Source organism: Pseudomonas segetis (assembly GCF_900188155.1).
Lineage (GTDB): Bacteria > Pseudomonadota > Gammaproteobacteria > Pseudomonadales > Pseudomonadaceae > Aquipseudomonas > Aquipseudomonas segetis.
This window is the reverse complement of record NZ_FZOG01000003.1, coordinates 224,520-239,531: the sequence shown is the minus strand read 5'-3', so window position 1 is coordinate 239,531 and position 15,012 is coordinate 224,520. Positions and strand designations below refer to the sequence as shown.

Genomic DNA, 15,012 nt, shown 5'->3' with positions numbered 1-15,012 from the left:
CTGCCTTGTGGATTCGGTCACGCAGTTTAACGATTCGTCTGTATGGGGTGAACCGCAATCAGGCAGGCGCGCAGGCCCTGATCAAGCGTGTCAATGTCTTGTGCCTGTTTGAAAATCAACTCGATACGTGAATCCTTGCGCCATTCGGATTGCTGCCAATGCACAGGCTGATTGTCCAACGCATTGGCAGACAAGCAACCGGCGCTGCTCTGCACAATCAGCTTGGCCCGCCGCCAGGGCAGCGCCAGCAGCCATTGCTCCAGGCGCGCCAGTTCAAACTGCTGGCTCGGGTGCCAGCGCCAGCCAATGCTCCAGCCTTCTGCTTGATGGTGAACCAGGCGAATAGGTTGGTCGGGGTCACGCCATATTTCTGTCAGTGGCGCCACGCCTTGCGGCAATACGGCCGTGCTGCTTGCAGTGGCGGCTTGGGCGAGCGAGCCTGGTAGTTGCAGCAACTGCAGTTGGGCTTGTTCAGTCCAGATTATCGGCCTTTCTGGCAGTTGGCTGAGTACCCGTGACTTATCTGCGGAGCGCAGGGATTGCGACTTGTTGAGCAATATCAACCCGGCACTGCCCAGGGTTGCCTGCTGGCTTTCAGGCAAGGCGACACCTTGGGCCAAGGCCTGGGCATCAAGCACCAACACCGGTGGTTGCACGGCCAACACATCGTGCCAGGGCGCAGCTTGTAACTGCTCGAGTAGCTGCAAGGGGTGGCCAAGGCCGGAAGGCTCGATGAATAACCGGTGGGGCTTGGCCTTGCGCAGCAAACGGCCCAAACCCACCTGGAACGGCACGCCGTTGACGCAACACAAGCAGCCGCCCGCCACTTCACCGAGCGCTACGCCATCGCTGTCAGTACTTAGCAATGCAGCATCCAGCCCTATCTGGCCAAACTCATTGACCAGCACGGCCCAACGCTCGCCCGCAGGCCTTTGCCCCAGCAACTGTCGGATCAAGCTGGTCTTGCCCGCACCCAGGGGGCCGGCGATCAGATGCGTCGGGATGTTTTTAAGCATAATCTTCTGGCATCCAACCTTTGCACATATGCCTGGTATCAAGGCTCAGGAACCGCTGACAAACTACTGCGCCAGATATAACCGATGCGGCGTTGAAAAGCTGATCGGAATGCTCGTTCAGGGTAACCAAAGTCAAGCGTACTCAGGTCCGCCTCCTCACATCCTTTAGTTGCTGGCGCTCGCCCTTCGGGCTGCACGCCCGTCGCTTGCCAGCTTTTCAGAGGCCCCTAACGCCATGCCGAACGGCGTGATAAAGTCGCCGGCATATTGATCGGGAGGTATCCAATGCGTTGCCTAGCAGCCGTCTTGTTGTGCGTAACATCCAGCCTGGCCTGGGGAGAAGCCTGCGTGGTGCATAGCCAGGCACAGCGACTGGATGTCAAAGTTTGCCAGCAAAACCGTAGCATCCCAACCAACATGTTTCGCACTGGCTTCTGCAAGCCAGAACTCAAGGGCCAGAAAGTCGCTGTCGCTTTTGTCGAGCAATGCCCGGCTGGCGCCTATGGCGTATGCCGCAACGCAACCGTTGGCGGAACGCCTTATCAGCAGGACATTCATTATTACGGCGTCGCCAGCGACAGTGCATTCCTCAAGCCGTTTTGCGAAAAGCAAAGCAAAGGCGTATGGATGGCGCGCTGAGTTGCGGGGCTGTAATCAGTTTGTCATCTAATCAGTATTAAATAATCTCAGGTACCAAAACTCCAGGTGTCAGATCACGCACTGACACTTTTTAAGGTGCTTGAGGCTGCTCATAAAGCAGCCTATTTTTTTGCCTGTAATTTACCGCGCAACAGCGATGGCTGTTTCCACCGTTGCGGGAGGCTGCGCGCTACCGCAGCCTGGCCGGAAAGCTTCAAGCCACCTCAGCAAACCAGGGGCCAAATGGATCTGGCAGCTGTAACCAGGCCTCGCTGCCCAACGCCATTTCTGCATCAGTCAGCAAACAGGCGTCGAGTTCGGCACTGAGCCTTTGCAGGTCCATATCCTGCCCGATAAAGACCAGCTCCTGACGACAATCACCGCATGTGCTGTCCCAGTTCTTGAGGATAGCCTGGGTTGATTCATCATCATCGGGCCATTGATCTTGCGGTACAAAGCGCCACCAACGCCCAGCGAAACCATGGCGCAGCAGACCACCTGCTTGCGACCAACTCCCCGCTTCCTGAAACTTGCTTGCCAGCCAGAAGTAGCCTTTGGAACGCAGCAGGCGACCATTGCTCCATTCGCGGCTGACAAACTCAAAAAAACGCTGTGGATGAAATGGCCGACGTGCTCGATATACCGTCGATGCGATACCGTATTCCTCGGTTTCAGGCTTGTGTTCACCGCGCAATTCTTTCAGCCAGCCCGGCGCCTGGGCTGCACGCTCAAAGTCAAAACGATCTGTATGCAGTATCTTGTGTAGAGCAATTTCACCCATGCTCATGGGCAGAATCTCGGCCTGGGTATTAAGGCCGCGCAAGACCGCCATGAGCTCTTCACGCTCGGCCTGGCTGATCAAATCGGTCTTGCTGATCAGAATCACATCGGCGAACTCAACCTGCTCCACCAGCAAGTCGGTGATCGCTCGCTCATCGCCCTCGCCCAACGACTCGCCACGACTGGCAAGGCTTTCAGCCTGATGGAAATCACGCAGGAAGTTAACCCCGTCGACCACGGTGACCAAGGTATCCAGACGCGCCAGGTCAGCCAGGCTTTGGCCTTGCTCATCACGGAAGGTGAAGGTTTCAGCAATCGGCAGTGGCTCGGAAATGCCGGTGGACTCAATCAGCAGGTAATCAAAACGACCATCACGGGCCAGGCGCGCCACTTCTTCCAGGAGATCCTCGCGCAGCGTGCAGCAGATGCAGCCATTGCTCATCTCGACCAGTTTTTCATCGGCGCGATTAAGGCTGACGTCGCGCTGGACTTCACCGCCATCAATATTGATTTCACTCATGTCATTGACGATCACCGCGACCCGCAGCTTTTCGCGGTTCTTCAACACATAGTTCAGCAAGGTGCTTTTGCCTGCACCTAAGAATCCGGATAACACGGTGACGGGTAGACGATTGGGCATGGTACGAGTCCTCATTGTTCGGGCTAGCCAGGCGCACTTGGCGGCGCTGTTTTCAGGTGCATCTCGAGCCCTGGGCACTGCGGCTTGGGCCGACAGCATCCAGGATGTGCATATTTCAACAGCATAATATAGGTTATAACATAACATTAACCAAAGCCTTTATCAGTACGGCCCATGAATAAACGGCCGGCTGCCACTAGCCAAGACAGGTCAAAGACGTTCAAGCCCTGGCTATATAGGGGTTCCACGTGGAACTCCAGCAGGCTGGCCTGCTGGCAGGGCATGCAGCTGCTAGCCTGGTCGCAAGTTAATTACAGGTTGAACAGGCGCTTGCTCTAGAATGTCTAGATGCCAAGTACAGGCAGCCGATTTGGCTCCTGCACCCAAGCCACCCGAAGCAAGAAGGACAATGCCGAGGTTTGCATGCAAATTGAACTATTGGAAATACGCGATCACCTGAGCCGCTTCCCTCCCTTTGAAGGCTTGCCCGATGAAAGCCTTGATGAGCTGGCGCAAAATACTGAGGTCGGCTATTACAAAGCTGGAACCGACATATTTACTTTTGGCTCTGAAATCAAAGACTTGCATTACGTTCGCAGTGGCGCAGTTGAGGTCTATCGGCGCACCGGGGAGCTTTATAACCGACTGACCGAGGGGGATATTTTTGGCCAGTTTGGTCTGCTGCGTAACCACAAGGTGCGTTTTCCCGCCCGGGCGATTGAAGACAGCCTGATTTATTTCATATCGGGCCAGGTGTTCGAAAAGCTGTGTGAAAACAACGACAGCTTTGCCGACTTTGTCGAGGCAGAGGGACAGTCTCGATTAAAGGCCGCCGTCAGTTCGCAAGGCAAAACCAACGACCTGATGAAGATCAAAGTGCGCAAGCTGATCGATCGCCCTGCCGTGACCGTAGATATCAGTGCCACGGTGCGCGAGGCTGCCCAGGTTATGGATGCGCACAACGTTTCCTCGGTGCTGATCGTTGACCCAAGTGTTGAGTGGCCAAACTCGCGCCTTACATCGGTTGCCAATCAAGCAATGCACGTCATGGTTGGTATCATCACCGATCGCGATTTCCGCACCCGCGTTGTCGCCCAAGGCTTGTCGGCCGACACCCCGATTACCGAGGTGATGACCAACAACCCAATCACTTTGCAGTCGGATGACTCAGTGTTTGAAGCCATCTTGTGCATGCTGCGCAATAACATTCATCACTTGCCGCTGGTGCATCGGCGCCGTCCTGTTGGCGTGGTGACACTGGCCGACATCATCAAGTACGAATCGCAAAGCAGCTTGTACCTGGTCAATAACGTATTCAACAAACAGTCCGTTGATGAGTTGGAAAAACTGCTACCCGATATTCGCGCCACCTTCATCCGCATGGCCAACGAGGATGCCAGCGCACACATGATTGGCAGAGCGATGTCAGGGGTTGGACGCAGCATCAGCCAGCGCTTGCTGGAGTTGGCCGAGCAAGAATTAGGCCCGGCACCGGTGCCATACAGCTTCATGGCCCTGGGCTCGATGGCCCGCGATGAACAGTTGATCGTAACCGACCAGGACAATGCCCTGGTGCTAGACGACAGCTTCGACGCCAAGCTGCATGATGATTACTTCCTCAAGCTGGCGACCTTTGTCAGCGATGGCCTGGCGGCATGCGGCTACACCTATTGCAAGGGTGGCATCATGGCCACCAACAGTAAATGGCGCCAACCGCTGCATGTATGGAAGCAATACTTCAACGACTGGATCGACAACCCAAACCCTGAAAAGCTGCTAAACAGCAGCATTTTCTTTGATCTGGACAGCATCTACGGCGAAGCCGAGCTGGTTGAAACACTAAAGGACCTGCTGGCCGAACGTGCCAGTGACAGCCCGAGGTTCCTGGCGGCCTTGGCCCGCAATGCCTTGAATCGTACGCCACCGCTGGGCTTCTTCCGCCAGTTCGTGATGGAAACCGATGGCCAACAGAAGCACATCATCAATCTCAAGGGACGCGGGACCGCACCCTTGACCGACCTGATACGTGTTCATGCCCTGGCTTGTGGCTCGAAAGCCCAGAACTCGCTGGATCGCCTGGACGCAATCGCCGCAACCAAGCTGATGACGCCAGAGGCAATCAGTCATCTGCGCTATGCACTGGAGTTCTTGTCCCTGGTGCGTATCCGCCACCAAGCATTGGCCCTGACCGAAGGTGGAGATGCAAACAACTATATTGAGCCCGAAAAATTCACCTCGACTGAACGGCACAATCTCAAGGAAGCGTTTCAGGTACTGAGCCAGGCGCAGAATTTCATGCGATTCCGTTATCCCTACAATGCGCCGCAAAAACCTCGGCCTTCGGTATCTCAACGATGAGCGTGTTCGTACCGCGCCCGCTCACCGTGCAGTGGCAAGAGCAGTATCAAATACTGGCTGAACACGCTCGCGATCAACGCCTGGCACGATTTTATCGAGCCCCCATGGTCAGCGCCGATACCCCGCTCGACCAGGTGCCATTGCTTGCGCTGGATGTCGAGACCACAGGGTTAGATGCGCAAAATCACTGCATCGTCAGCCTCGGCCTGATTCCATTCAACCTCCAGCGCATTCACTGCAGCCAGGCCCGCTACTGGGTGGTAAAGCCAAAGTCTGAACTGAGCAGTGAATCGATCACCTTTCACCACATTACCCATTCGGACATCCGCTATGCACCGCGTGTTGAACAGGTCCTGGGGGAATTGCTGGAGGCCATGACAGGCTGCGTGATGGTCGTGCACTACCGCAATATCGAGCGGTCATTCCTTGATCACGCGCTGCAACAAGCCGTTGGCGAACGCTTGCACTTTCCAGTCATTGACACCATGGAGCTTGAGGCCAGGATTCATGGTAGTCAGCGCAAGCCCAGCTGGTGGGATCGTTTGCGCGGAAGGCAGCCCACCTCGATTCGCCTTGCCGACAGCCGCCTGCGCTACAACTTGCCCCTCTACCAGGCGCATCATGCCCTGACCGACGCACTGGCCACAGCAGAGCTGTTGCAGGCGCAGATCGCGACACACTACTCGCCGGAAACGGTCATTGGTGACCTGTGGAACTAAACCGGACTGGTTCCATTAAAAAGGCGCCACCGTTACCGGGGCGCCTTTGCTTGAAGCCTGAGCACCTTAGCGCCGCGGTTCAGCCATCAAGCCTTTGACAATGGCAATACAGCCCACCAACAACACAACGGTGAACGGCAATCCTGTGGACACCGCCATGGCCTGCAATGCACCCAAGCCTCCGCCAAGTAACAGGGCAATCGCCACCACGCCCTCGGTAATCACCCAGAATACGCGCTGAGGAACCGGAGCATTGACCTTGCCGCCAGCGGTGATGGTATCGATCACCAACGAACCTGAGTCAGAGGACGTCACGAAGAACACGATGACCAGGACGATACCGATGAACGAGGTGATCTCAGACAACGGCAAATGAGCCAGCATGGCAAACAGCTTAAGCTCAAGGGCAGCATCCTTGACCCCGGCAAAGCCCTCGGTCACAAACTGGCCGATTGCAGTGCCGCCAAATGCAGTCATCCACAAAACCGATACCAGCGACGGCACCAACAGTACCGAGATCAGGAACTCGCGCACCGTACGGCCACGGCTCACACGGGCGATAAACATACCCACGAATGGCGACCAGCTAATCCACCACGCCCAGTAGAACGCAGTCCACCCCTGGGTGAAGTTGGCATCCGCACGGCCAAAGGGGTTCGACAGCTCTGGCAGGTAGGTGGCGTATGCCGCCAGGTTGCTGAAGAAGCCGGTGAAGATCGCCAGCGTCGGCCCGACCACAATGATAAAGCCAAGCAGCAGCAGCGCCAGGCCCATGTTGATCTCGGACAGGACCTTGACGCCTTTATCCAGACCCGCCAACACAGACAGCAGGGCAATACCGGTAATGCCGACGATCAACAACACTTTGCTGGTGTCGGTAAGCGGCATTCCGAACAGATGGTTAAGCCCCGCCAGCGCCTGCTCGGCACCCACACCCAGCGATGTAGCCAAGCCAAACAAGGTGGCAAATACCGCGAGAATATCAACCAGGTGACCCGGCCAGCCCCACACGCGCTCACCCAGCAGCGGGTAGAAGATCGAGCGGATGCTCAGCGGCAAGCCCTTGTTGAACGAGAACAACGCGAGCGCCAGAGCCACAATCGCGTAGATCGCCCACGGGTGCAGGCCCCAGTGGAAGATTGTTGCCGCCATGCCCAGTTTCGCAGCCGCTTGTGCATCACCTACTGCGCCGCCCAACGGGGCCCAGTCTGTGCGCACACCATCAGCACCGACGGTAACGCCAGCCATGGACGTATCAAAGTGCGTCATGGGTTCGGCAACACCATAGAACATCAAGCCGATGCCCATGCCCGCAGCAAACAGCATGGAAAACCAGCCGATGTAGGTGTAGTCCGGCTTGGCATCCATCCCACCCAGGCGCACCTTGCCCAGAGGCGAGACAATCAACACCAGGCAAAGCACCACGAAGATATTGGCGGCGCTGAGGAAGAACCACGCCAGGTTATGTGTCAGCCAGTCGCGCAGCGCGCTGAACAGCGGGGCGACCTGATCTTGCAGGGCCAGGGTGATAACCACGAACAGCACTACGGCAAGGGCAGAGATACTGAAAACCTTACCGTGGATATCCAGTGAGAAAAAATATTTGCCGGTGATATTGTCTTGGCCAATCACATAATCGGTATCGATTAGCGTGGACTTACCGGAAGGAGCAGGAATGCTGTCTAAACGCTCCTCCTGCGGATTGGTGTCATGCGAAGGGTCTTTCCCCATATTGAAATACTCCTTTTTATTGCATTTCGCTGACTATTCATAAGGCGCCAACGCCCTCTTTCCCGGTATAACACTCCGCCTGTAACTTCATGCAAAAACAAGTCTCGAACTTGCTCGAGTCAATACTCTCAAAGGCATTTGACGGCCCGGAACAGCCAAAAGGGTAACAGGTCTGGGCGTTTCCTGCTGACGCCAGCCGTACAAAGGCGCTAACGTTAACCACGCAATAAGCTAGGTAGCCTCCATAACTACTCTAGTCGTGCTTTTTCAATGCCGGGGTATTTAGACAGGAATAAATATGGACATGGACATCGTTATCCCGGCATTCGCCACCTATATACTCGCCGCTGTCCATGTTTGCGGCTTGATCGCGGCGTTGCATGCGATATTCACGGTAAGGACATCCCAAGGCGCGCTTGCATGGGCCATCTCATTGTTTTTCATGCCTTATTTGACCCTGCTTCCCTACCTGATTTTTGGTCGCAGCGGTTTCGATGCCTATGTAGAGGCCAGGCGCGAAGCCGATGCAGAGATGCACGCGGCCATGTCCAAGCTGAACTGGAGGCCCTGGGTCGAGGAGGCTGTTTCAGCCAGTGAACTACCGGTTTATCAGCAGCTCAGAGCCTTGCCCCGACTGGGTGATATGCCATGCCTGGCCAATAACCACGTTGCGCTTCTGATCAATGGCGAAGCAACTTTTGCAGCGATCTTCAAGGCTTTGGCCTCGGCCAAGCAGGTTATCTTGATCCAGTTCTTTATCGTCAAAGACGATGATCTTGGCCGACGCCTGCGCGATATATTGCTTGAGCGCGCTGCCGCAGGCGTCAGTGTTTACTTTTTGTACGACGGTATCGGCAGCCATAGCTTGCCACGCCGCTACGTCGAAAGTTTGCGCGACGGCGGCGTGCAGATGCATGCATTCCCAACCGGTGGCGGCATTCTCAACCGCTTCCAGCTCAACTTTCGCAATCACCGCAAGATTGTAGTGATCGATGGCGAGCATGGCTTTATTGGCGGGCACAATGTCGGCGACGAATACCTTGGCAAACGACCACCGCTTTCGCCCTGGCGCGATACCCATATTGAGATCAGCGGACCGGTAGTCGCCTGCCTGCAGGAGTCCTTTGCCGAGGACTGGTTCTGGTCAACCCGGCAATTGCCACGATTGCTGCTTGCCGACGTATTCAGCAGTGACGGCGTGACGTGCAAGCTGATTACCAGCGGCCCGGCTGACGCCCAAGAAACCTGCTCGCTGATGTTTGTCGAGGCGGTGCAAGCGGCGAATGAACGCATCTGGATCACCTCGCCCTACTTTGTGCCGGACGAATCACTGGTTGCTGCGCTGCGCCTGGCCGTTATTCGCGGCGTTGATGTACGCATCCTGATTCCCTCGCGACCGGATCATCGCACCGTGTTCGCCGCCAGCAACCTCTATGCCTTCGACGCGGTTCGCGCTGGCGTCCGGGTGTTTCGCTATCAGCCCGGGTTTATTCATCAAAAAGTCATGCTGATTGACGATTTTGCCAGCGCAGTGGGCAGTGCCAACCTAGATAACCGCTCGTTCCGCCTGAATTTTGAAATCACCCTGCTGACAATCGATAAAGCCTTTGCAGCAGAAGTCGAGAAAATGCTGCTCGAAGACTTCAGCCAGAGCATCGAGATACACAACGCAGACCGCAGGCGCGTGCATCGGCTGCGGAAACTCGGCATGCGTATCGCACGCCTGCTGTCACCGATCCTGTAGCACTCGAACTCAAAGCATCCAGTCGATCGGTAATAACGACAAAAAGCCAACGGCCATGCGCACCCAGATGCTGCTTCCCGGCTCAGTGTCGTAGCTGATGTGCCCGGAAGCACTTTGCTCGACCCACTTCAGATCGCCGTTTTCAGCCAGCATGACCCGATAAGCACTCAGTGGCAGGTCCTGATCGAACGCCAACTCAATCCTCTTCGCCAGCAATGGGCTGTCGATTACAAACCCCAGCTCGGTATTGAGCTTGGCCGAGCGCGGATCAAAGTTGAACGAACCGACAAATACGCGCTGACCATCCACGGCAAAGGTCTTGGCATGCAGGCTGGAGCCACTGCTGCCGAATACTTTGTGTTTGTCCGCCTTATCGCTTACAGCGGACTGGCGGCGCATTTCGTACAGCTCAATACCTGCCTGGAGCAGGTCCTTGCGTGCCTTGGCATAGCCTGCATGCACGGCGACGACATCTGTGGACTCAAGTGCATTGGTCAGGATGCGTACCTTGACCCCGCGCCTGCTCATTTCGCTAAATGCCTCAACCCCGGCGGGCGTCGGCACGAAGTACGGCGATACCAATTCAACATGGCTGTTCGGGCGAGCAATGATTGCCCCGACCTGATAGGTCAAAAGCTGTTCGGGCGCGACCTTGCCCAGGCCTTTTGCCGGATCATCACTGACCATCCGGGTATTGGCCCAAATCAACTCGAGCTGCCCATGGAGCAACTGATTGATAAACTGCAATTTCTTGAGCGCTGCGACATATTCAGTCGCCTTGGGGCTTTGCCTTAGCCTGTTCGCCGTCGCCGCAACCTCTGCGCGTTCAGAGACGCTGGCAGCAGGCATCAAGCGATTAACCGGGTAGGCCGAACCGCTGCCCCAGTAACGATCGAAATCATCGGAGACCTGCCTGACCACAGGCCCCACTGAAAGCACATCCAGGTCGGCAAACAGCACGCCATCCGTGGCAGCAAAGTATTCATCACCGATGTTCCGCCCGCCAACAATACTGGCCATGTTGTCGGCGGTGAACGACTTGTTGTGCATCCGGCGATTGGCGCGGGAGAAGTCGGTCAGAAACCCCAGCCACTTAGCGCTACGCGAAGGGAACGGATTGAACAGGCGTACTTCAACCTTGGGGTGGCTGTCTAGCGCAGCAATCTGTGGGTCGATGCCCGATGTGCCGTTGTCATCAAGCAGCAAGCGCACCCTGACACCACGGTCAGCAGCCTCCAGCAGGGCCTGCAAAAGCAAGGTGCCGGTGGTGTCGCCACGCCAAATATAATATTGCACATCCAGGGTCTGTTGCGCCGCCTGGGCGAGCAGCGCCCGTGCGGCAAAGGCATCTCTCGGGCTGGCCAGTGGGTAAATCCCGGATATGCCCGGATTTGACTGCGTCAACGGCGTTATCGCCCTGCCCAAGCGCGTCTCTTTCGCTTCGCCAAGGGGCAATGCACTGGACAGGCTTCGCCCCTCAAGCGAGGGCAAGGCGCCACAACCGGCGAGCAGTGAAGCACAGAGGGAAAGACTCATAAGGCTTACTCGGCGTCTTGGGTTTGGGCTCATGGACTGCTTTATCGACAAAAATGAATTAATTCGGCGAGCACTGAAGCCTCTACAGTCGTTGTTGGCGCTTCACTAAATAAAAGGCCCGCCAGAGGCGAGCCTGAATACTACAACTTGAAGTGACCTAGTTGGCTTGCTGTGGTTTCAGACCACCGCAATCAGCACCGACCCAACGTGCATTGGTTTGCATGGTGCCGTGCTGTTGCTTGCCCTGATGGTTAAAGGTGCTGGTGACCGTGCTGGTAAATTGCTTGTCGTTGATGAAGCGCGTCTCTCCCTGCCCTTTAGCCTGCGGGCAGTCAAAGGTGAACGCCCAGAGCTTGTCGGAGCGATCGGTAACTGTCTGCTTACAGCCCGACTGCTCTTGCAGCGGCAACTCATCAGAGTTGACCAATGCCTCGCTCAGGCAGACCTGGACACCGCTATCGCCCAGTTGCACGCCTTGTTTGGCCAGCATTTGCTCCATCATCTGGCGTTGCTCGGACGGCAGGGTTTTGAGTTTTTCGATCATCACGTCCATCGCGGGCATCTGTTGGCCATCAACCGCCATGTTGCTGGTACTGATTTCCCACAGACCCGGCAAAATAGGTGCAGCACTGGCCAGCATCGGGGCGACGCCAAGGCCAAGTACCAGGGTTTTGATCAATCGCATGCACATAGTCTGCTCCAGAAATCAGTCGATAGTGATTCAACCAGTCTAGCCGGAGTCGATCAATTAGCCGACTCAGTTGTAACCTGCTCTCGATAAACCTCAAGCCCACGCGCTTTATAGTTGCTCAGCGCACTGGGGTGATCGAGGGTACAGGTATGCACCCACACCCGCTTAACACCTGGCCAGGACCAGGCAGACGCTAATGCGTGGCTGAGCAAGGGGCCACCAAAACCTTGGCCGAAAAAGTCCTGAGCCAAACCAAAATACAGGATTTCCACATCACCTTCGGCACTCATTTGCAGCTCGTAGTAACCGGCGATTGCACCTTTGGAGTATGCCACCCAGGTGCGGTGCTGATCGCTGTTGATCAATGCCTGCCATTGCTCATCGGTCCAGACCAGTTTATCTGTCCACAACCAGGGTTCGCCCACCAACTGGTAGAGAAAACGGTTGAGCTGAAACTGCTTGTGCTGGCACTCGATGACACTTAACTCAGCAGGCAATGGCTTGGCACGCAATTGCCCAGGGCTGAGCATCTGCAGGTAATAAGTGGTGTAGGTCAGGTCACTCACAATCAAACTCTCTACAGACTGGATTAATAAGGGTGCAGACGAACAAAACCCCCACTGGCAAAACCAAATGGGGGTTCTCTCCATCATACAACCAGTGCTTGTGGCACTGGGAGCAGGTTAACTGATTAACCCTTGCCCGCACCTTTCGAGGCGGGGGAGTCGAGCTCACAACTCCAAAGTTCCAACGCGGGCTGGGACGCTTTTGGCGGGCCGAGCCATTCACTCGCAGAGTGGCAACGCTGGTTGAAACACAGTTGGTAATCCCCAGCCTCGGGGGTTCGCCCCAAGCGCAGAGGTTGCAGGGGCGCTAGCTGGCGATGGTAGTGCCAGCTGCCCTCACGCAGTACGGCGTCATCCGGTATTTCCATACCGGCGCCAGTACCCTTTACACGCGCCTCACCAAGGACCAGGCCCTCGGCAGTGACACGATAATCCTCTTCCCAGCGGATGTGCTCGATGGTGTGTTTCCAGGCCAGGGTGAAGTCGCTGACAGGCAACTGCGCCCACACCGCTCCAGCCAGGCCCATGCACAGACCAATCAAAGCGCAGCCACCGGCTTGTTGCGCGCACGCCACAGGTGTTGGCCAAGGAAGACTGCGGCCAGTGCAAAACCAATCTCATCGCTGGCAGGGGTCGCCAGGATCAGGCTCGCACCAGCGGCAAAACCCAGTAGGCGCTCCCACCAGGACAGCTTGAAGTTGAGGAAGCCGGTAAACACCACGCCCCACAAACCAATGGCCACAGCCGCTTTGAACAAAGCATAAATAATCGCCAGCCAGTTATCGCTCTGCATCATCAGGGCTGGGTCATAGACCGCCATAAACGGCACAATGAAACCGGCGATGGCAATGCGGATCGCCCACAGGCTGATCTTCAGGCCCTTCTCTTTGGCAATTGGCGCAGCGGCAAAGCAGGCCAAGGCAACTGGTGGCGTCAGGTCCGCCATGATCCCGAAGTAGAAAACGAACATGTGCGAAACCACCAGCGGCACGCCCAGTTCGAGCAGTGCAGGCGCGGCAATCGAGCTGGTGATGATGTAGTTGGGAATGGTCGGAATCCCCATGCCCAACACCAGGCAGGTCAGCATGGTCAACAGCAGCGACAGGAACAGGTTGTCCTGACCGATCGCCAGGATGTAGCCGGCGAATGTCGAAGCCACACCGGTCAGGGAAACCACACCAATGATCACCCCAACCAATGCACAGGCAATACCCACCGGCACTGCATGACGCGCACCTTCAACCAGTGCATGCAAGCACACGGTCAAGGTTTCGCGACCACCCTTGATAAACCAGCACGTCGCAACGAGCAGTGCGACAACGCCAAATACCACGGCAATACCCATCTGGAAGAAGCCGGCGCAAAGCAGGCCCAACGCCACCCAGAAAGCGATACGCATGCCGGTTGATGACACCCGCATGATGATCGCCGAACCGAGAATCACAATCGCCGTCAGTGCCAGGCCAACCATGCCCGAATACAGCGGTGTGCGTCCGGAGAACAGCAGGTAGACCAGGATGAACAGCGGAATCAGCAAGTACCAACGCTCTTTAACCGCAGCCCAGGGGTTTGGGCATTGGTCTTTCGGCAAACCATGCAGGTTGGCACGACGAGCCTCGAGGTGAACCATCCAGAACACCGAGCCGAAATACAGGATTGCCGGAATCAACGCGGCTTTGGCCACCTCAAAGAAAGGTACGTTGATGGTCTCGGCCATGATGAATGCAACCGCACCCATCACCGGCGGCATGATCTGGCTGCCCATGCTCGACGTCGCCTCGACGCCGCCAGCAAATGCCGAGCGGTAACCGAAACGCTTCATCAGCGGAATGGTGAACTGGCCCGTAGTTACCACGTTGGCCACACCCGAGCCGGTGATGGTGCCCATCAGCGCAGACGACACCACGGATACTTTCGCCGGGCCGCCAACCTTGTGGCCAAACAGGCCCATGGCGAAATCGGTGAACAGCTTGATCATCCCTGCTTGCTCAAGGAAGGCACCAAACAGGATGAACAGGAAAATATAGGTCGCCGAGACATAGGTCGGCGTGCCGTACAGGCCTTCGGTGCCATACGCCAGTTGGTTGACCAGTTGATCCAGGTCGTAGCCGCGGTGCATCAGGTCGCCCGGCAAGTACTGGCCCAGCAGGCCATAAGCCAGAAACAGCGCACAGATAATCGGCAAGGCAATGCCCATGACGCGGCGGGCAGCCTCGAATACCAGGGCAATCAGGACCAGGCCGACCACCATGTCCATTTGCGTCAGGTCGCCGGAGCGATAGATCAGGTCAGCTTCAAACACCCACTGGTAAATCGCCGTGCCCATGCCGGCCAGACCCAGAATCCAGGCAGCAGGTTGCCATGGACGACCTTTGCCATTGATGGAGAAGCTCAGAAATACGGTAAGCAGCAGGAAGCCGACGTGAACAGCACGCAGCACCTGGCTCGACACGGGGTGAAAGGCCGCCGTGGTGATTTGAAAAATGGAAAACAGCAGCGCAACAAAAAACAGCGCTTTTGGCCACTCACCAGGATTTGCTGAAAGGCCTTGGTTGTTCTCACTCATGGCGATGACGCCCTCATTACGAAACG

Annotated in this window: 12 protein-coding genes; 4 read left to right on the top strand and 8 right to left on the bottom strand. The window is 56.4% G+C overall.

Features of this window, described 5'->3' with window-relative positions; all coding sequences use genetic code 11:
• Positions 1-26: 26 nt before the first annotated feature.
• Positions 27-1,016 carry a CobW family GTP-binding protein gene (locus CHB79_RS12350; protein WP_089360135.1) on the bottom strand — a complete coding sequence of 330 codons (990 nt, stop codon included), beginning with the start codon at positions 1,014-1,016 and terminating at the stop codon, positions 27-29.
• A gap of 285 nt (positions 1,017-1,301) precedes the next feature.
• Between CHB79_RS12350 and CHB79_RS12345 the strand changes: the two genes are divergently transcribed.
• Positions 1,302-1,655 carry a hypothetical protein gene (locus tag CHB79_RS12345; RefSeq protein WP_029529558.1) on the top strand — a complete coding sequence of 118 codons (354 nt, stop codon included), beginning with the start codon at positions 1,302-1,304 and terminating at the stop codon, positions 1,653-1,655.
• Between the two features lie 214 nt (positions 1,656-1,869).
• On the opposite strand, the gene zigA is transcribed toward CHB79_RS12345, so the two are convergent.
• The gene (gene zigA, locus CHB79_RS12340) at positions 1,870-3,075 is read right to left on the bottom strand and encodes a zinc metallochaperone GTPase ZigA (protein ID WP_010487791.1); all 1,206 of its coding nucleotides are present in this window, start codon (positions 3,073-3,075) and stop codon (positions 1,870-1,872) included.
• 423 nt (positions 3,076-3,498) lie between these two features.
• Here zigA and CHB79_RS12335 point away from each other — a divergent pair, with 423 nt between their 5' ends.
• Together CHB79_RS12335 and CHB79_RS12330 are read left to right on the top strand one after the other, a co-directional pair.
• Complete coding sequence (locus tag CHB79_RS12335) at positions 3,499-5,433, top strand: DUF294 nucleotidyltransferase-like domain-containing protein (protein ID WP_089360360.1); 1,935 nt, start codon at positions 3,499-3,501, stop codon at positions 5,431-5,433.
• Positions 5,430-6,152 carry a 3'-5' exonuclease gene (locus tag CHB79_RS12330; protein WP_089360134.1) on the top strand — a complete coding sequence of 241 codons (723 nt, stop codon included), beginning with the start codon at positions 5,430-5,432 and terminating at the stop codon, positions 6,150-6,152. Before CHB79_RS12335 ends, CHB79_RS12330 begins: the two co-directional genes overlap by 4 nt.
• A 66-nt stretch (positions 6,153-6,218) precedes the next feature.
• Here the strand turns inward: CHB79_RS12330 and CHB79_RS12325 are convergent, their stop codons facing one another.
• Entirely contained in the window at positions 6,219-7,883 is a 1,665-nt protein-coding gene (locus CHB79_RS12325) for a BCCT family transporter (RefSeq protein WP_089360133.1), read from the bottom strand.
• A gap of 304 nt (positions 7,884-8,187) precedes the next feature.
• Here CHB79_RS12325 and cls point away from each other — a divergent pair, with 304 nt between their 5' ends.
• Positions 8,188-9,627 carry a cardiolipin synthase gene (gene cls / locus CHB79_RS12320; protein WP_089360359.1) on the top strand — a complete coding sequence of 480 codons (1,440 nt, stop codon included), beginning with the start codon at positions 8,188-8,190 and terminating at the stop codon, positions 9,625-9,627.
• Between the two features lie 9 nt (positions 9,628-9,636).
• On the opposite strand, the gene CHB79_RS12315 is transcribed toward cls, so the two are convergent.
• The 5 genes from CHB79_RS12315 to CHB79_RS12295 form a co-directional block, all read right to left on the bottom strand.
• Positions 9,637-11,196 (bottom strand): phospholipase D family protein, encoded by a 1,560-nt coding sequence (locus tag CHB79_RS12315; RefSeq protein WP_141133424.1) that lies wholly within the window; start codon positions 11,194-11,196, stop codon positions 9,637-9,639.
• A 124-nt stretch (positions 11,197-11,320) separates the two neighbouring features.
• Entirely contained in the window at positions 11,321-11,854 is a 534-nt protein-coding gene (locus CHB79_RS12310) for a DUF3617 domain-containing protein (protein WP_089360132.1), read from the bottom strand.
• 53 nt (positions 11,855-11,907) lie between these two features.
• Positions 11,908-12,420 (bottom strand): GNAT family N-acetyltransferase, encoded by a 513-nt coding sequence (locus CHB79_RS12305; RefSeq protein WP_089360131.1) that lies wholly within the window; start codon positions 12,418-12,420, stop codon positions 11,908-11,910.
• Positions 12,421-12,545: 125 nt separating this feature from the next.
• The gene (locus CHB79_RS12300; protein ID WP_029529562.1) at positions 12,546-12,962 is read right to left on the bottom strand and encodes a DUF1850 domain-containing protein; all 417 of its coding nucleotides are present in this window, start codon (positions 12,960-12,962) and stop codon (positions 12,546-12,548) included.
• Complete coding sequence (locus tag CHB79_RS12295) at positions 12,959-14,986, bottom strand: TRAP transporter permease (RefSeq protein WP_089360130.1); 2,028 nt, start codon at positions 14,984-14,986, stop codon at positions 12,959-12,961. Before CHB79_RS12295 ends, CHB79_RS12300 begins: the two co-directional genes overlap by 4 nt.
• Positions 14,987-15,012 lie beyond the last annotated feature (26 nt).